General features: G+C 49.8%; 15 protein-coding genes. 7 read left to right on the top strand and 8 right to left on the bottom strand.

All coding sequences use genetic code 11. The features are described from left to right. Positions 1-28 precede the first annotated feature (28 nt). Together lacA and OGY01_RS11990 are read left to right on the top strand one after the other, a co-directional pair. Positions 29-640: a galactoside O-acetyltransferase gene (gene lacA / locus OGY01_RS11995; protein ID WP_045440344.1), complete on the top strand. Its 612-nt coding sequence runs from the start codon at positions 29-31 to the stop codon at positions 638-640. A gap of 225 nt (positions 641-865) precedes the next feature. Then, complete coding sequence (locus OGY01_RS11990) at positions 866-1,138, top strand: YceK/YidQ family lipoprotein (protein ID WP_045440341.1); 273 nt, start codon at positions 866-868, stop codon at positions 1,136-1,138. 59 nt (positions 1,139-1,197) lie between these two features. Here the strand turns inward: OGY01_RS11990 and prpE are convergent, their stop codons facing one another. From prpE to prpB, 4 genes are all read right to left on the bottom strand, one after another. Beyond that, positions 1,198-3,084, bottom strand: coding sequence for a propionate--CoA ligase (gene prpE / locus OGY01_RS11985; protein WP_045440339.1), 1,887 nt, complete (start codon positions 3,082-3,084; stop codon positions 1,198-1,200). Between the two features lie 40 nt (positions 3,085-3,124). Then, on the bottom strand, positions 3,125-4,576 hold the full coding sequence (locus OGY01_RS11980) for a bifunctional 2-methylcitrate dehydratase/aconitate hydratase (RefSeq protein ID WP_048221978.1): 1,452 nt from the start codon (positions 4,574-4,576) through the stop codon (positions 3,125-3,127). Positions 4,577-4,614: 38 nt separating this feature from the next. Further along, positions 4,615-5,784: a bifunctional 2-methylcitrate synthase/citrate synthase gene (gene prpC / locus OGY01_RS11975; RefSeq protein ID WP_045440334.1), complete on the bottom strand. Its 1,170-nt coding sequence runs from the start codon at positions 5,782-5,784 to the stop codon at positions 4,615-4,617. 109 nt (positions 5,785-5,893) lie between these two features. Continuing rightward, positions 5,894-6,772 (bottom strand): methylisocitrate lyase, encoded by an 879-nt coding sequence (gene prpB / locus OGY01_RS11970; protein WP_045440332.1) that lies wholly within the window; start codon positions 6,770-6,772, stop codon positions 5,894-5,896. A gap of 250 nt (positions 6,773-7,022) precedes the next feature. Between prpB and prpR the strand changes: the two genes are divergently transcribed. Beyond that, entirely contained in the window at positions 7,023-8,618 is a 1,596-nt protein-coding gene (gene prpR / locus OGY01_RS11965) for a propionate catabolism operon regulatory protein PrpR (protein ID WP_225760566.1), read from the top strand. A gap of 48 nt (positions 8,619-8,666) precedes the next feature. On the opposite strand, the gene yahO is transcribed toward prpR, so the two are convergent. Then, the gene (gene yahO / locus OGY01_RS11960; RefSeq protein ID WP_045440330.1) at positions 8,667-8,942 is read right to left on the bottom strand and encodes a DUF1471 family periplasmic protein YahO; all 276 of its coding nucleotides are present in this window, start codon (positions 8,940-8,942) and stop codon (positions 8,667-8,669) included. A 358-nt stretch (positions 8,943-9,300) separates the two neighbouring features. Between yahO and OGY01_RS11955 the strand changes: the two genes are divergently transcribed. The 4 genes from OGY01_RS11955 to OGY01_RS11940 all read left to right on the top strand — a co-directional run bounded on the left by OGY01_RS11955 (position 9,301) and on the right by OGY01_RS11940 (position 13,439). Further along, entirely contained in the window at positions 9,301-9,933 is a 633-nt protein-coding gene (locus OGY01_RS11955) for a LysE family transporter (protein WP_045449464.1), read from the top strand. Between the two features lie 81 nt (positions 9,934-10,014). Further along, positions 10,015-11,400 (top strand): diguanylate cyclase, encoded by a 1,386-nt coding sequence (locus OGY01_RS11950; protein ID WP_286493155.1) that lies wholly within the window; start codon positions 10,015-10,017, stop codon positions 11,398-11,400. Between the two features lie 229 nt (positions 11,401-11,629). Next, a complete protein-coding gene (locus tag OGY01_RS11945) occupies positions 11,630-12,724 on the top strand; it encodes a 4Fe-4S binding protein (protein ID WP_286493154.1) in 1,095 nt (364 codons plus the stop codon). Between the two features lie 205 nt (positions 12,725-12,929). Beyond that, a complete protein-coding gene (locus OGY01_RS11940) occupies positions 12,930-13,439 on the top strand; it encodes a hypothetical protein (RefSeq protein WP_225760564.1) in 510 nt (169 codons plus the stop codon). 53 nt (positions 13,440-13,492) lie between these two features. Here the strand turns inward: OGY01_RS11940 and foxA are convergent, their stop codons facing one another. The 3 genes from foxA to OGY01_RS11925 form a co-directional block, all read right to left on the bottom strand. Beyond that, positions 13,493-15,601: a ferrioxamine B receptor FoxA gene (gene foxA / locus OGY01_RS11935; protein ID WP_286493153.1), complete on the bottom strand. Its 2,109-nt coding sequence runs from the start codon at positions 15,599-15,601 to the stop codon at positions 13,493-13,495. Between the two features lie 121 nt (positions 15,602-15,722). After that, positions 15,723-16,706, bottom strand: coding sequence for a helix-turn-helix transcriptional regulator (locus tag OGY01_RS11930; protein WP_286493152.1), 984 nt, complete (start codon positions 16,704-16,706; stop codon positions 15,723-15,725). Positions 16,707-16,896: 190 nt separating this feature from the next. Then, a complete protein-coding gene (locus OGY01_RS11925; RefSeq protein WP_286493151.1) occupies positions 16,897-18,489 on the bottom strand; it encodes a methyl-accepting chemotaxis protein in 1,593 nt (530 codons plus the stop codon). Between the last annotated feature and the right edge of the window lie 90 nt (positions 18,490-18,579).

Raw genomic sequence — 18,579 nt, 5'->3', positions numbered from 1 at the left:
TTTAACATACAAGGATGGAGTCGCATTAATGAGCACCGCCATGAGAGACAGAATAAAAGCAGGAAAGCTGTTTACCGATATGTGTGAAGGGTTACCGCAAGAGAGATTGCGCGGAAAAGAGTTAATGTATGAATTTAATCACACGCGTCCATCAGAAGTTGAAAAGAGAGAGAAACTGATTCATGAAATGTTTGGCACCGTGGGAGAACATGCGTGGATAGAGCCCCCCATTTATTTTTCTTACGGTAGCAATATTCACATTGGTAAAAACTTCTATGCCAATTTTAACTTCACCATTGTAGATGATTACACGGTTACCATAGGCGATAACGTTTTAATTGCACCCAACGTCACGATCTCTGTAACCGGGCATCCTGTTCATCATGAGCTGAGAAAGTTTGGCGAGATGTATTCTTTTCCGGTAACGATCGGCAATCATGTCTGGATTGGCAGTAATGTTGTTATCAATCCCGGAATTACGATTGGCGAGAACACGGTCATCGGCGCGGGTAGTGTCGTGACTAAAGACATCCCACCCAATGTCGTTGCGGCTGGCGTTCCCTGTCGGGTCATCCGAGAAATCAGCGACAGAGACAAGCAATATTATTACAAAGACTACAAAACGGAGCTGTCCATTTAAACAGATTACTATCCAATAAACGTAAAGGGGTAGACTTATACCCGTCATACTTCAAGTCGCCAGGGTATTGGCTGCGCCTTTACGGGCCACAGCTTCGCAGCGTTCAACTCTGTTCCTGACAGATTGTCACTCCCTCTTACCACTTACCTGACAGCTTAAGTTTTGCGGACAAAAAGCCGCTTTTCTACTGTTATGGTAAAACAAGGCGGTAAGCCAGGTCAGAGCATGAGCAGAAAGACAGTTGCGGTAATAGCGCTATTTATCAGCACATTACTTTCGGGATGTGGCAGCATTAATGCACGCACGGAAGGTAAAGAGTCAAATACATATTACGTGGGTATGCATCACGACATTGATAAAATAAAAAACCCGGGTGCTTACGATTATAACTATTTCGATTTAGCGTTGTTATTTGTTGATGTGCCGTTATCTTTTGTGGCGGACACTGTATATGCGCCATTTGATAGCGATCACGGACCGTATAAGAAGGCGAATTAAGATGTAGTGCCGGATTCATCGCTGATGCGACTTATCCGGCCTACGGTTAAAATGCCTGGTTATTCTTCAATTACCTGACGGATTTGCTGTAACGACGCGGGATCGTCAATGGTGGTCAGATCGCCGGGATCGCGACCTTCACAGATCGCCTGGATCGTTCGCCGCAGCATTTTTCCGGAGCGAGTTTTGGGGAGTTGAGAAACAAACCAGACATGTGCCGGGCGACCAAAGTTACCAATCTGACTGTCCACCAGCGCCATAATCGCCTTCTCTTCTGAATGCGCGATATCGCGATCTTCCAGACTGTCGCTCTGCTTCGGAATAACAAATGCCACAGCCACCTGCCCTTTCAACGCATCTTTTACGCCCACTACCGCCACTTCCGCAACGTTAGGATAGCTGGAAATACTCTCTTCGATCTCGCGCGTGCCAAGTCGATGTCCGGCAACGTTAATCACATCATCCGTCCGGCCAAGAATAAAGTAATAACCATCGGCATCGCGGATCCCCCAGTCAAACGTGGCGTACACCTGACGAGAAAACAGCGACCAGTAGGTATTCACAAAGCGCGTGTCATCGCCCCAGATAGTTTGAATACACCCCGGCGGCAGAGGCCCTTCAATCACCAGCATTCCCTTCTCATTTGCCTCACAGGGTTCACCGGTCACTTCATTCAGCAACTGTACGTTGTAGCCATACATCGGCACGCCAGGACTACCCAGACGCGAAGGCCGGTCATCCAGTCCACGAGCAATCGCCATGATCGGCCAGCCGGATTCGGTCTGCCAGTAGTTATCGATAACCGGTACGCCCAGCGTTTCCGTTACCCAGCTCGCCGTCGGTTCATCCAGCGGCTCACCCGCCAGATACAGCACCTCAAGCGAGGAGAGATCGTGGTTGCGGATCTGCGCAGTCGGGAATTTCTTCAGCACGCGGATAGCGGTCGGCGCCGAGAACATCCGGCTGACCTGATATTTCTCGACGATTTTCCACCATACCCCGCAGTCCGGATACGTTGGTAACCCTTCGTAGACAATAGTCGCCATCCCCGCCAGCAGCGGGGCGTACACGATGTAGGAGTGTCCAACCACCCAGCCGATATCCGAGGCACAGAAAAAGACGCCACCAGCTTTGCCGCCGAAAATGGTGTCCATTGAGGTCGCCAGCGCCACCGCGTAGCCGCCGACATCACGCTGTACGCCTTTCGGTTTGCCGGTCGTACCGGAGGTGTAGAGAATGCAGGATGTTTCGTTCGACTCCAGCCAGGTTACCGGCACACGCGCCCCGAGATGCTGCTGGCGCAGCGTGGCAAAATCGAGGTCACGCCCCGCCACCTGCGCCATTTTCGCCAGACCGCGATCGACCAAAATCACATGGCGTGGCTGGTGCTGCGCCTGATTGATCGCATCGTCGAGCAACGTTTTATACGGCAGTATTTTGCCACCACGCGCTCCGGCATCTGCTGATACGATAACCGTTGGTCGGGCATCGTCGATCCGCGCCGCCACGCTATGTGAAGCGAATCCACCGAACACAACCGAATGGATCGCCCCAATACGTGCACAGGCCAGTAGCGTAATGTGCGCCTCGGCAATCATTGGCATATAGACCAGCACCCGATCGCCACGTTGAACGCCCAGCGACAATAGCATCGCTGCTGTTACGTTAACTTCGTCATACAACTGGCTAAAGGTAAACGTGCGTTCTTCTTCGGTTTCCGATGAAACGGCAATCAGCGCCAGCGCATCAGGTTGCTTATCCAGCCAACGGTCGATGGCGTTATGGCACAAATTCGTCGTCCCGCCGCAAAACCAGCGGGCAAACGGCGGATGGTTGTGATCCAGCACCTGGGTAAACGGCTGCTGCCAGTCAATACGCTGGGCCTGCTCGGCCCAGAACGACTCTGGTTGGGTAATCGAACGCTGATAAAAATCGCTATAAGACATAACGCTCTCCTGTTGAACTTACGCCTTGCCGCACGCAGGTTTAAATAATGAAAAGATCCATATACTCATTGACCGGCATCTGCTCCAGGCGTGTTCTGTCCAGGGAGACATCCAGGATGCGCTGCTGCTGGCGAGTTGGGAACTGACGCGCCAGGTTGATTTTGAATTTTTCGACCAGCTTTGGCATACCGTCATGACGACGACGCGCGTGGCCAATTGGGTACTCCACCACCACCTCTTCGAAACGTGAGCCGTCGGTAAACTCGAGAGTGATGGCGTTAGCGATAGCGCGTTTTTCCGGGTCGTGATAATCAGCGGTAAAGGCAGGATCTTCGAAGCAGTTGATCTTCTCGCGCAGGGCATCAATGCGTTTATCCTGCGCCACCCCGTCTTCATAATCTGCTGCCGTCAAACGTCCAAACAGCAGAGGGATCGCCACCATATACTGAATGCAGTGGTCGCGATCCGCCGGGTTATTTAGTGGGCCTTTTTTATCGATGATACGAATACAGGCTTCGTGAGTACGAATCGTCACTTTTTCGATATCCGCAGCAGTTTTCCCTGCCGCCTGCAACTTCTCATAAAGGGTCATCGCCGCTTCTACCGCAGTCTGTGAGTGGAACTCTGCCGGGAAGGAAATTTTAAACAACACGTTTTCCATCACGTACGAGCCGTATGGACGCTGGAAGCGGAACGACTCCCCTTTGAAAGAAACGTCATAAAAGCCCCAGGTTTTTGCCGTCAGCGCCGACGGATAGCCCATCTCACCGGTCTTCGCCATCAGTGCCAGACGTACCGCGCGGGAAGTCGCATCGCCTGCCGCCCAGGATTTACGCGTGCCGGTATTCGGAGCGTGGCGGTAGGTACGCAGCGACTGCCCGTCGACCCACGCCAGTGATACCGCATTGAGGATCTCGTCACGAGTCAGCCCCAGCATCTCGGCCACCACAGCGGTCGACGCGACTTTAACCAACAGAACGTGATCCAGCCCGACGCGGTTAAAGGAGTTTTCCAGCGCGATGCAGCCCTGAATTTCATGGGCTTTGATCATCCCGGTCAGCACTTTTTTCATGGTTAACGGCGCTTTTCCAACAGCCACCGCATTGCGAGACAGCCAGTCTGCCGTCGCCAGGATACCGCCGAGGTTATCGGAAGGATGACCCCATTCAGCGGCCAGCCAGGTATCGTTGAAGTCCAGCCAGCGGATCATCGCGCCAATGTTAAATGCCGCCTGCACCGGATCAAGCTGAAACTGAGTACCCGGTACGCGAACACCGTTCGGCACTACCGTCCCCGGAACGACCGGCCCTAACAACTTTTTACAGGCCGGATATTCCAGCGCTTCCAGGCCACAGCCGAGGGTATCAAGCAGACAATAATGCGCAGTGTCATACGCCACTTTCGAGGTGATTTCGTAGTTCATGACGTAATCCACGATATCAACGATTTCACGGTCAAATTCTGGGCGAACATTCGAAATTTGTGCAGACATAACAAGAGTTCCTGAGTTTTATAATTTGAGGAATTGAATTAGCAACGCTGATCAATCGGGACAAAAACGCGATCTTCCGGGCCGGTATAATTGGCAGAAGGACGGATAATTTTATTATCCTGACGCTGTTCGATAATGTGTGCCGCCCAGCCGGTAACGCGGGCGATAACAAATAATGGGGTGAACATTTCGGTCGGAACGCCCATCATGTTGTAGGAGACCGCCGAGAACCAGTCGAGGTTGGGGAACATCTTTTTCGACTCCCACATCACGGTTTCCAGGCGATCGGCAATGTTGTACATCTTCAGCGAACCACCTTCCTGAGAAAGCTGCTTCGCCACGCGTTTGATTACCTGATGACGTGGATCGGCAATGGTATAAACCGGGTGGCCAAAACCAATCACCACTTCTTTATTTTCAATACGCTTGCGGATATCGGTTTCGGCTTCATCCGGCGTTTCGTAGCGCTGCTGGATCTCCAGCGACACTTCGTTCGCGCCGCCGTGTTTTGGGCCACGCAGAGCACCAATAGCACCGATAATCGCTGAATACATATCGGAGCCAGTACCCGCAATCACCCGGCTGGTGAATGTGGAGGCGTTAAATTCGTGTTCGGCGTAAAGCACCAGCGAGATGTGCATCGCTTTTTCCCAGCTTTGCGACGGCTTTTCGCCATGCAGCAAATGCAGGAAGTGACCGCCAATAGAATCATCGTCGGTTTCGGGCTGGATCCGCTCACCGTTGTGGCTGTAGTGATACCAGTAAAGCAGGATCGAACTGAGCGAGGCCAGCAGCTTGTCGGCAATATCACGTGCGCCAGAAACGGTATGCCCTTCTTTTTCCGGTAGCGTGCAGCCTAACGCGGAGACACCGGTGCGCATCACATCCATAGGGTGCGATGCTGCGGGCAGCGCTTCCAGCACGGTACGTACGTTAGCCGGTAAACCGCGCAGCGCTTTTAATTTGCTTTTATAGGCATTGAGTTCATCACGGTTGGGTAATTTTCCGTGGATCAGCAGATGTGCAACTTCTTCAAATTCGCACTGTTGCGCCAGGTCGAGAATATCGTAGCCACGATAGTGTAAATCGTTACCGCTTTTACCGACGGTACACAGGGCGGTATTTCCGGCTGGCACGCCTGACAGCGCGACTGATTTTTTAGGCTTAATGACATTGGTATTATTTTGCAGGATCGTTGTGTCGCTCATGTTGTCCTCGTCATTATTTTAATGTGTAGGGTATTGAGGGTGTACGCCGTAGACCGGATAAACGTAGTGCCATCCGGCAGTGCCGGATGGCGGCTGCGCCTTATCAGGCCTACTTGAGATTCAGGGCGTCGAGCTTCTCCTCGTACTGGTAATAATTGATGCTTTCGTACAGCTCGTTACGCGTCTGCATAATGTCGATCACGCTCTTTTGCGTGCCTTCCTGGCGCAGCACGTTGTAAACCCTTTCTGCGGCGCGGTTCATAGCACGGAAAGCAGACAGCGGATAGAGCGCCATTGCGACGTTAGCGCTACGCAATTCATCGGTGGTAAACAGCGGCGTGGCGCCAAATTCGGTAATGTTGGCGAGGATCGGTACTTGCACCGCATCAGCAAACTGGCGGTACATAGAAAGCTCGGTGATGGCCTCCGGGAACAGCATGTCAGCACCCGCTTCGACATACGCCCGCGCACGATCGATTGCCGCTTCCAACCCTTCCACCGCCAGCGCATCGGTACGCGCCATGATCACAAAGTTCGGATCTGTGCGCGCATCCACTGCGGCGCGAATACGATCAACCATCTCTTCTTTGGAGACGATCGCTTTATTCGGACGATGACCGCAGCGCTTAGCGCCGATCTGATCTTCAATATGCAGCGCAGCGGCGCCAGCTTTGATCATTGATTTCACAGTACGCGCCACGTTAAATGCCGAGGATCCGAAACCAATATCTGCATCCACCAGCAGCGGCAGCGGGCAGACATCGGTAATACGGCGAATATCGGTCAGAACATCATCCAGAGTGGAGATGCCGAGATCCGGCAAGCCCAGCGATCCGGCAGCGACACCACCACCCGACAGATAAATCGCCTGATACCCGGCACGCTGAGCCAACAGCGCGTGATTGGCGTTAATGGTGCCAACGATTTGTAATGGATTTTCTTTGGTGAGCGCGGCGCGAAACGCCAGCCCTGGGGAGTGTAGAGACATATCCCATCCTCTTGTTATCAACTTGTTATCGTTCGTTGATTAACTAAAGCAAGGGGTATGCCAAAGACCTTAATTTTTATTCATTTTCTATTTTTGTTTTTAAAAACAATAAATTAAATTCAATCTTTATATCTTTGTTGCACAAAAGCGTGTCAGCTATCGTTTCATGAAACTGGTTTAAGTGTTTCATTGCAACATTTATGAAACACAACTAAACCCAATATTCGGTTCCTGACTTTTTGGGTTAGCTATGGCTGATACACATCTTCCTCCACGGGTGAACGACGACAAACCGGTTATCTGGACGGTCTCCGTCACGCGTCTGTTCGAACTTTTCCGCGACATTAGCCTGGAGTTTGATCACCTGGCGACTATCACCCCTATTCAGCTTGGTTTTGAAAAGGCAGTGACCTGGATCCGTAAAAAGCTGGCCACTGAGCGTTGCGATGCCATCATCGCCGCAGGCTCCAACGGTGCCTATTTGAAGAGCCGCTTGTCCATTCCGGTGATCCTGATTAAACCCAGCGGATTTGATGTGTTACAGGCGCTGGCGAAAGCGGGAAAACTCACTTCGTCGATTGGCGTCATCACCTATCAGGAAACCATCCCCGCGCTGATGGCCTTTCAAAAAACATTCAATTTACAGCTTGAGCAGCGCAGCTATATCACTGAAGAGGATGCCCGTGGACAAATCAATGAGCTGAAAGCCTGCGGTACACAAGCGGTGGTCGGCGCGGGACTGATTACCGATCTGGCGGAAGAAGCCGGTATGACCGGCATCTTTATCTATTCGGCATCCACCGTGCGCCAGGCCTTCAGCGATGCGCTGGATATGACCCGAATGACGCTACGGCGAAACGGCCAGTATGCTTCTGGTGAGACGCTGCGTACCCGCTATGCCTTGGTGGACATGCGCGGCCACTCTGCGCAGATGGAACAGATGCGGCATACGATTATGCTGTACGCCCGCTCCCGCGCGCCGGTATTGATTCAGGGCGAAACCGGAACCGGTAAAGAGCTGGCGGCGCAGGCCATTCATCGTGAATATTTCACCCGCCTGGAGAATCGACGCGGGAAGCCCTCACCGCCGTTTGTCGCCGTCAACTGCGGGGCCATCACCGAATCATTACTGGAAGCTGAGCTGTTCGGCTATGAGGATGGCGCATTTACCGGCTCGCGCCGGGGAGGACGCGCGGGTCTGTTTGAAATCGCCCACGGTGGAACGCTGTTTCTCGATGAGATTGGCGAGATGCCGCTGCCGCTACAAACCCGACTACTGCGCGTGCTGGAAGAAAAAGAGGTTACGCGGGTGGGCGGACATCAGCCAATCCCGGTGGATGTGCGGGTGATTAGCGCCACGCATTGTCATCTTGAGCAGGAGATGAAACAGGGAAAGTTTCGTACCGATCTGTTTTATCGCCTGAGCATTCTGCGTCTGCAGTTGCCGCCGCTGCGCGAGCGTCTGCCCGATATTTTGCCGCTAGCAGAAGGATTTTTAAAACAGTCATTGGCGGAATTAGATGTGCCGTTTTCAGAGACAGTGCGCAAGGGATTGAGTCTGAGTCAGCATACTCTGCTGAATTATGGCTGGCCGGGGAATATTCGTGAACTGCGCAATATGATGGAGCGTCTGGCGCTATTTTTAAGTGAGGATCCACAGCCGGAGCTGAACGTCCATTTCTTACAGCAGTTAATGCCGGAACTGACCAATGTCGCCGAAATCCCCCTGATATCACCATCGCTGACGCCACAGCAGGTACTGGCACAATTCAATGGCGATAAAACAGCGGCAGCACGATATCTCGGTATCAGCAGAACCACATTCTGGCGCAGGCTAAAAGAATAACCCACCAGTACAAGGACTGGCGGGTATTTTATCTTTCAATACAGCGCATTATTTTTTCTTGTAAATATTGGCAGTGCCATGGATTTTATTATCCGTTTGACCGGATGTTAATACCACAACGTCAGCACCTTTCTCTTCTGCTTTCTTTAGAAGTTCTTCTTTGGCATCTGCAACGGAAACTTCATTACTTGTTGAGATATCACCAATTTTTGTATATTGCGACTCAACCTTTTCAAACTCAACCTTTGTCATAAATTCTGCTGCATACACGTTGGTCACGACAAAAGCTAACGCACCAATTAATAACTTATATCCAGTTTTCATATAAAAACTCCAGGTTTTGTTTTACGCCATTATCGACCCCTGAGCATCCATCGTGCGAGTCAAGGATGATTAATAAGTAGTTCAGCCCGAATAAAAAATCCAGAGCTAACAGAAATATAAAGATATTTTGCAAAACAATGGCGGCAGAGATTCCTGTAGCGCTGCGTGCGCCACCCCGCCCGGTCTATTGAAAACACCCCAGACGCCCGTTTGCAACATCGGCGGCGTTTCATAAAACAGTGTGAGTACATACTCAGAATCATGCTTACACTAAAACTATAGTATGGGTTAATTCAGAACGACCTCAATTACGATTGAAGGTAAAACGCCAATTTTTTCACAGATGGAAGCGCTGTTTATGGAACCTCTACACGCCGTCGTACTTACTGTCAGTTTATTTGTTTTAACCTTTTTTAACCCCGGCGCGAATCTGTTCGTGGTGGTGCAAACCAGCCTGGCATCAGGGCGGCGAGCAGGCGTAATGACAGGACTGGGCGTTGCATTAGGCGATGCCTTCTATTCCGGTCTGGGACTCTTTGGGATGGCGACGCTTATCACCCAGTGTGAAGAGATATTTTCGCTGATAAAAATTATCGGTGGCGCCTATTTGCTGTGGTTTGCGTGGAATAGCATACGGCATCAGGCCACACCACAAATGCCCACATTACAGCAGCCTCTCTCCGCTCCCTGGTATGTTTTCTTCCGTCGTGGATTATTAACGGATTTGTCCAATCCACAGACCGTGCTGTTTTTTATTAGTATCTTCTCAGTAACGTTAAGTGCAGAAACCCCGACCTGGGCCAGGTTAATGGCGTGGGCAGGAATAGTCTTTTCTTCCGTTATCTGGCGTATTTTTCTCAGCCAGGCGTTTTCTCTACCCGCAGTGCGTCGTGCATACGGACGTATTCAACGGGTTGCCAGTCGGGTGATTGGCGCCATTATCGGCGTCTTCGCTTTAAGGCTGATTTATGAAGGTATTAGCCATCGTTAAGAGAGTTTAACTTGACCATCGTGACGTAATTGTCCGTAATACCGCCTGAATTTTTCAATCGTATTTTTGAGTGGCTGTGAGATGGAACAGGTTGATCCGGTAAACGACACATTACTCCTTTCGGAATGGCAGGCGCTGTTGCGCCAGACACCTCCTGAAGTTCACACGCTCCTGACATCATTAACCGATCAGGAGATCCGCCATTTAGTAACTGTTTTTTATGACTACATGCTCTCCCATGCTGAGAGCGCGTTATTCCTTAATACCGAACAGGTCAGCACTCGCCTCAGCGGCAGTATGTTTGACTGGCTTCGTAGCGTACTCGGCAGTGCGCAGGAAGATATTTCACAGTTGCTGGCGAAACAACGCAATATTGGCGTGGTCCATGCGCGAATTGGCCTGCCAATCGATCTGGTTAATCGCGGCGCACGTAAGCTGAAAGATGAGCTGTATCGGGTACTTAAAAAGAAAGCAAACTACCCACCCGGCCTGTTAAGCGATGCCATCTGTTTCAGCAGCCTGGCAATGGATACCGCTCTGGAGGCCATGACGGTCTCCTACTCCCCAAGTTATCAAAACTCGATGCATACGCAGGAGCAGTATCGCCTGCAGACAATTTACGATGATGTCAACGTAGAGCGCGAGCGGCAAATCCGTTCATTTACCGACTGGGAAAACCAGTTTATCTACAATATAGCCACGGGGTTGCCCTCCGCGGAGATAGTTTTTCTGTCGAACTCTGATTTTGGCATGTGGTTTTCGCATAAGGGAAAACACATTCTTGGCAACAGCAATCTGCTGGCTGAGATGGAGTCGCTGATCGTAGAAATCGACGATCGCCTGACGCAGACATTGTCGAATCAGCAGCCGACAGAAGCCCAACGGATGAGTCTTTTACAGGATGTTCGACAGCTTTCTGCAAAAATGCATTTCCTTCTCGCCTCGATGTTTGAAGCGCTGGTCAAACAGGAAAATGGTAAAGACTCGCTGACTCAGTTGCTTAACCGTCGCTTTATTCCGACCATCATGCGCCGTGAAATCTCGCTGGCATTACATTCGCGTAAGCCTTTTACTCTGGCAATGCTGGATATCGACTACTTCAAGCAAATCAACGATCGCTATGGGCATAACACCGGTGATATCACGCTGAAGAACGTAGCGGCCATCATTTATGAACATATCCGCAGCAGCGATTATGTTTTTCGCTACGGTGGCGAAGAATTTATGATCCTGCTGGTTGAGTCGGATATTTCACAGGCGAATATTATTCTGGAAACCCTGCGTAAGAAAATCGCTGAGCTACAGATGGTGGCCTCTGCCGCTGAGTCGTTCTCTATTACCGTCAGTATTGGTATCGCCGAATATGACTATCATCCGGACTACAAGCAACTGGTTGATAAAGCCGATCGTGCGCTCTACCTGGCGAAAAGTAATGGACGTAACCGCGTAGAGACTTATCAGGAATGACCCCAGGCATCCAGCTAAAGTAAGTGCCAAATAATAAATACCTCGAACGAGGTATTTATTTGACCTGCGATAACTATCGGCTGTTATTTTTATGAAGGCATTTTAACGCTATAAAAATAACAGTCACTTAATAAGATGCAAATCAAATACACTATATCTATCTGGCGTTAGCATATCCCGGTGATGCATCCTCCTGTGTGGAGGAAATAAAGAGGGATAATACAACACCATGAACGGGAAAAAGAGAACTCGCTGGCAGCGCCGCCCCGGCACGACCGGAGGAAAACTACCGTGGAATGACTGGCGCAATGCCACCACCTGGAGAAGAGCCACCCAGTTTCTCCTGCTGTCCATCAATATCTACATTGGCGTAACGTTCTATTATTGGGTCCGCTATTTCGAAACCGCCGGCACCAGCGTTTATATTCCAAGACCTGGCGGCATTGAGGGATGGCTCCCCATCGCAGGGTTGATGAATATCAGATACACCCTGGAGACCGGTTATCTTCCGCCTGTTCATGCAGCCTCAATGTTGCTGTTAGTGGCATTTATCCTGATAAGCCTGTTGTTAAAAAAATCATTCTGCTCGTGGCTATGCCCGGTGGGTACGCTTTCAGAACTGATTGGCAATGTAGGGAAAAAGCTATTTGGACGCCATTTCAGGTTACCACGCTGGCTGGATATCCCGCTGCTCGGTCTGAAATATCTGCTGTTGAGTTTTTTCCTGTATATCGCCCTGTCAATGCCCGCACAAGGTATTCAGTACTTCCTGATGTCAGCTTATGGAATGATCATCGACGTTAAGATGCTCGATTTCTTCCGCAATATCGGCAGAGCTACGTTCATCTTCGTGATCGTTATCAGCGTCATGAGTTTATTTATCCGCAATGCCTGGTGCCGTTATCTGTGCCCCTATGGCGCACTGCTCGGCCTCTTCTCCTTGCTTTCTCCGTTTAGAATACGACGTAATGCAGACAGTTGTATAGACTGCGGAAAATGCGCGAAAAACTGCCCGTCAGCGATTCCAGTCGATCGTTTGATTCAGGTCAGAACCGTTGAATGTACCGGTTGTATGACCTGCGTAGAATCCTGTCCGGTGGCTTCAACGCTTACATTTTCACTAAAAACGCCGCCAGGATCGCAAGAAAACAGTAAACCCTTGTGGCGTCAAACTGCGCTTTCCGGTGTAGTCATGGCAATGCTGGTACTGAGTATCCTCTTCTCAGCTATCGGTTTTGCGGTCTATGCGAAGGTCTGGGACACGCCAATTCCTGAGCATATGTATTTCCAACTGATACCCAAAGCCAGGATGATTGGGCACTAATAATCTGCACCACCACACCCGCTCCCATACCATACAAAAACCCTGCTAATTCTGGCAGGGTTTTCTGTTTATCATGCCACTTTAAGACTAATGAACTTGTGCCCCCGTCGCCCTGTTTATACAACCTTAAATATCAACTGTAATAACCCAATTTTTATTTCATTACAGGCAATAAGGGACCACAATAATGTTCGGGAATAAAATCGTGACTAAAATAAAACTGACGCTGGTATTACCTGTTTTTCTTGCTGGCTGTACGATGAGTGACGGGGAATTAAGAAACGCCTACGCTAACCATTATCAGCAACCTGCCACTTATGTTGAAATCTATAAGCAAAAAATAGCCGGGATGGATATCGATGCGTTAACCCAATATGCCGCAGCTGAAGAGAAGAAAAAGATGCGTGGACAGCCGAGGCTGAAAGTTGACGACTCTATTACGGTTGAAAATATTCAGGCTAAAGGCAATCGGGTGGTGTTTGATTACTCTCTGTCAGAAATCTGGCTGGCGCTGCCCACAAATAAGCAGCTGGAACAACAAGCAATCATGAAAAAAGATCTGATTTATCGTACCTGCTCACTGGAAACGGTACGCCTGGCCCAGGCGAAGGGGCTGGAAGAAGAACATAACTATTACAGCCAGTATCCCAATAAGCTCTCCTTTACCCTGAGAACCAACGCCCAGATTTGTATCGATAACGGCTTTACTCAGTAATCTCGCTGATCCCTGGATTGCCCGGCGAGACTCACGCCGGGCCATTTATGCTATCAGAACTTCCAGGACACGCTGCCGACAATACTACGTTCAGCACCAAAGTAGCAGTAAGACAGTGAGTTACAGGCCGCAACGTAACGTTTATCGGTCAGGTTATTGACGTTGAGCTGCGCGCTCACCCCTTTCAGGCCGATATGCGTTAAGTCGTAGCCAATCGCCATATCCACCAGTGTGTATGAAGGTAGAGTGTGGGTATTCAGACGATCGCTGGTAATGCCATTGACATAACGCACGCCAGAACCCAGCGTCAGACCATCCAGCGGGCCGCTTTTCACATCGTAACTCAGCCAGCTACTGGCCTGATTACGCGGCGCATAAACAGCGCGCTTACCTTGCTCTTCCGGACTGCTTTTCTTATAGCGAATATCGGTGTAGGTATACGCCGCCTGCAAACGGAAGTTATCTGTTAGCTGACTAATCGCCTCCAGCTCCACACCCTCGGATTCAATTTCCCCAATTGAACGGTACGGATCGGTCGGCTCTTCTTTGGTGGCGATATTGGTCTGATTGATGCGGAAAACCGACGCACTAAACTGGCTGTTCAGCCCTTCTGGTTCATATTTCAACCCGGCTTCCCACTGTTTGCCCTTCATTGGATCCAGCAGGTTACCGTTTTCATCAGCAAAACTGGTCGGCGTGAAGGCGGTAGAGTAGCTCACGTATGGGGCTAAACCGTTATCAAACAGATAGAGCAGAGCGGCGCGGGTGCTGAAGTTGTTTTTATCCAGATCGCTACGCGAGTCGTTGATCTTATCAATATTTGACACACTGACCTGATCGTAACGACCGCCCAGAGTAATACGCCAGCGATCCCAGGACATCTGATCCTGCAGATAATAGCCCGTCTGGCGCAGTTTGTGTTTTTCACGCGCATACATACTGATGTAATCCGGCTTCGCCCCATACACCGGATTAAAGGCATCTATTGGCGGGAATGCGCCGTAGTAGCCAGTGGTATTATTGCTGCGATCCTGATAGTCGATCCCCACCAACAGACGGTGGTTCACCTGCCAGGTATCAAAACTACCATCAAGCTGGTTATCCAGCGTAATTGCCGACATTTTCTCATCGGATCCAGAATAGCCGCGATTGAGTTCAGTCTCATTCAGCCAGCCTGCCGCATAAACCTGGTTCAGTTCGACATCGGTATGTAAATAACGCAGCTTTTGCCGCACCGACCAACCGTTGTCAAACATGTGTTCAATGTTGTAACCCACCATGTTTTCGCGGCGATCGTATTTGTCGTAATCATCTTCACCTTCGAAGAAGGTGTTAGAGATCTTCTGACCATAGTGGGGAACCACGGTGCCATCATAAGGCAAACCTGAGTGGCTGCCACCTTCCGGATCACGATGCAGATAGGCCATCAGATCGAGGCGTGTCTGGTCGGTGATCCGCCAGGTCAGGCTTGGCATCAGCGCATAGCGCTCTTCTTTCAATGGACCAAACTGCGAGTCCGCGTAGCGCGTCATTCCGCTCAGACGCGCTGCCACACGATCGTTATCATCCAGAGCGCCAGTCACATCAAAGGCTGCGCCGCGCTGATTGTTGTTCCCGGCAAATAACTTCACTTCCCCGCCAGGGTCAAACGAGGGTTTACGTGATGTCAGCGCAACAATACCGCCCGGAGAAGAGCGACCATACAGCACGGATGCCGGACCACGAACCACTTCGATGTTTTCAAGGAACCAAGGATCGACGACCAACGAGCTGTGAGAGTTGGTATCGCCCATCATTTTCAGGCCATCGAGATAGACGTTGTCGAGGCTACCATCAGAAAAACCGCGCAGCACAATGTAGTCAAAACGGTTCGAAGCGCCAATCTGGTTGCTGTACACCCCTGGTGTATAGCTCACAGCCTGACGCACACTGGTTGCCCCTTGCTCTTCAAACTGTTCGCGGGTGATGATAGACACCGACTGCGGGGTTTCAATATCCGGCGTGGCAAGCTTGGTTGCACCACTTTGCATCTGCGAGGTGACAACCACCGTATCGTTTTTTGTTGTTTCCTGCGCCAGCAGAGGAAAAGCCACGCTGCCGGTTACCCATCCCACCAACAGCGCCAATCGAGTCTTAGCGAACATGAACATCTCCAAAGGCATTTCTAATTGTAAATAAGAATTATTACCTTTTTGGTGGCGAAGATAGCTATGCCGGATGCCAGGTTGCGTATGCGCAGTGCCAAAATGTTAGTCTCGACTTCGCACAAAGCAGAAAAATGGATTAGCAAAGTTTGAGTACATCGCCAGGCGGAAAACCATAGCGACGACGAAAGGCGGTAGAAAAGTTAGTGGCGTGCTGATAACCCGACATCCATGCCGCCTGCTGAACGCTGTACCCTTCCAGCAAATAGCCGCGCGCACGTTCCAGACGACAATCGCGCAAATAGTCAAAAACCGAACAGCCGTAGGCTGCCCGAAATTTACTGCGCAAACTGCTGGGACTCATCGCCGCTCGCTGGGCCAGATCGTTTAGCGTGTAGTCATTCTCCGGCGTCTGTTCCAGCAGACGACGAACGATCTCCAGCCGTTGTTGTTCACCATTGGCAGGCTGATATTTACCGCTCTCCATCTGGCACACGCTCAGGCCGTGACCGAACAGCTGTAAAATAAGTCCTTCCAGCATCAGTTGCCGGGGCACGCTACCGAGCGTACTCTGCTGCGCATACTGTAATCCGCTAAGCAAAAAGCCCGGAACCTGCCAGATAAGCGTTGGCGTCTGGCATCTTTCCCACTCACGCATCAACGACTCGAGCAATCCTGTGCCCCATGCGCCGTCGGGATACAGTCCCAGCGATAACGTACGCAGTTTGCAGTCAGCATGGTGGCGGGCACTCATCGTTTGATGTTCACTCAGCCGGGAGCTAAATGCCATGCCGGAACGCACCACATGCTCCTGCCCGTTGAGCGTCAGTATCACGCACCCTTCCAGTACCACCAGCATATACAGGGGACTGCTGTGGCGGGAGGTTGTTTCATAAGGTTGCAGCACCTGTACGTCGGAATGGGTCACGCACATACCGCAAGGAAGTGTCATCTCCTCAACTTCCCCTTGCAGCACGGCGCAGGAATGCGGTAAATCCGGTTTTTGCTTCAGCATCGGAAAGCGGTAATCAATACCGTAGCGCTCGCCAAAATCCATAAATTCACTAACGGAGAAAATTCGTGCTAAGCGTCCGGAAGCATTTTGGGCGGTGGTGTTGTTCATGCTGTCTTATGCATAGGAAATGGGATTAACTCGTTGTGCAACATTACCATTACCCGCAGGGCACAACAACAATAATGAGAATTATTATCAATAATGTTACAACATGAGTCCCCTGCCAGGTATCGTTTCGGGCGTTGCCCCGAGCATCTCACCAGACTGAATAACTGCTGATGAGATGATCATTTCCCGACTAACGTATGCTGTCGCTCCCGTTGAGGCTCTCTTCTTGATTTACCTCTACCTGAAATACAGCCACTGCCTGCGATAGCATTGCCGACTGTTCTTCCACACTGCCTGTCGTTGCGGCAATCTCTTCCACCAATGATGCGTTTTGCTGGGTTACCTGCTCCATTTGAGTGACAGCTACCCGGATTTGCTCTATGCCGCTATTTTGTTCGCCTGAAGCACCGGATATATCTTCCATCAATATATTGATGTTACGTATTGCCTCCGCAATATTCGCCATCATGACACCACTGTTTTCGGCTATTTCCACACCTTCTTTGACGCTGATTGCCGCTCTGGCAACTAAGTCCGTAATTTCCTTTGCTGAAGCAGCGCTGCGTTGGGCAAGAGTCCTGACTTCGCTAGCCACAACAGCAAATCCACGACCTGATTCGCCTGCACGAGCGGCTTCCACTGCTGCATTTAGTGCGAGGATATTGGTCTGAAAAGCAATACTATCAATAACATTCGATATTTCGCTTACGTTCTGCGCATTGCGGCTAATCAGATGGATCTTCTCAACCATTTCACTCATTAAGCGTTCGCCACGCAATGCCATTTCGGTACTTTCATTCGTCATGGCGGATGCCTGGTGTGACTTATCGGTATTATTCTTTGTTGTTGCGGATATCTGTTCCATACTGGCAGCCGTCTCGACGACAGCTGCAGCCTGCTGTTCCGTTCTGGTAGACAAGTCTGTATTACCTGTCGCTATCTCCTGCATACCGATATTAATAGACTCGACACCATCACGAATCGTTGTGACAGTTTCCCGAAGGCCATTCTGCATATTTTGTAAATTCAAACATAACAGACCAATTTCATTGTTACTCTGTACCTTAACAGGATGACTCAGATCGCCTTTACCAATCCGTGAAAAATGTTCAGATACTGTTCGTAATGGTAGGATGATTGTGCGGTTCAACCAGATATTACAAATAAAAAAGATGAAAATCGTAAACGCCAGGATCACCGATATTTTAATTATTGATGAATTAAACTGGGAGTGTGTTTGCCCTACGATCTTCTCACTGATCAACATTGTTGATTTATAATAGCTAGCCAGTTGGCTATCAAAATTTTTACGCGAAGCGAGCAATTCATTATTTAAATTTATTGATGCATCAGCGATACGTCCGCTCGATATAACTTCATTTAACTGATCGATATGTTTTTTTTCAAAATCCATTTGTTGTTCAAAGGCAGTCTTGATGATTTTTCCTGCCTGCGGATCATCCGTCGTCAATCCAGGTATGTCCCAGAAAACATTGAACTCTTGTCTTGCATAAGCAATCTCATCCTGTGCTTGTTTTAATGTCTGTTGCACATCAGCAGAATCATGCAATTGAATATTATCAAGCATGCCCCTTAATTTATTAATAGATCCAGTGATACTATGCAGTGAATCCTGCTCTCTTACTATATTATGTAGTAAAAGCGTACTTTTCTGTGTGTTTTTGAGATCTAATAACTCCAGTCCATTAGAAAAAAACTGCATAAATGTAAATAACAACAATAGTAATAACAGGCTGGTTTTAACCTTCATATTTTTTAACATTTAAACATCTCCATAACAATAAAAACATCTTCTATGACTTAATTGTTATCGACTCAGCCCGTAATACCTTAACCTGTAAAATGGTTAATT

The organism is Citrobacter sp. Cm038, from assembly GCF_030333105.1.
Classification (GTDB): Bacteria; Pseudomonadota; Gammaproteobacteria; order Enterobacterales; family Enterobacteriaceae; genus Citrobacter; species Citrobacter murliniae.
The sequence above is the reverse complement of the archived record's forward strand: the minus strand, read 5'-3'. Positions and strand labels throughout refer to the sequence as shown.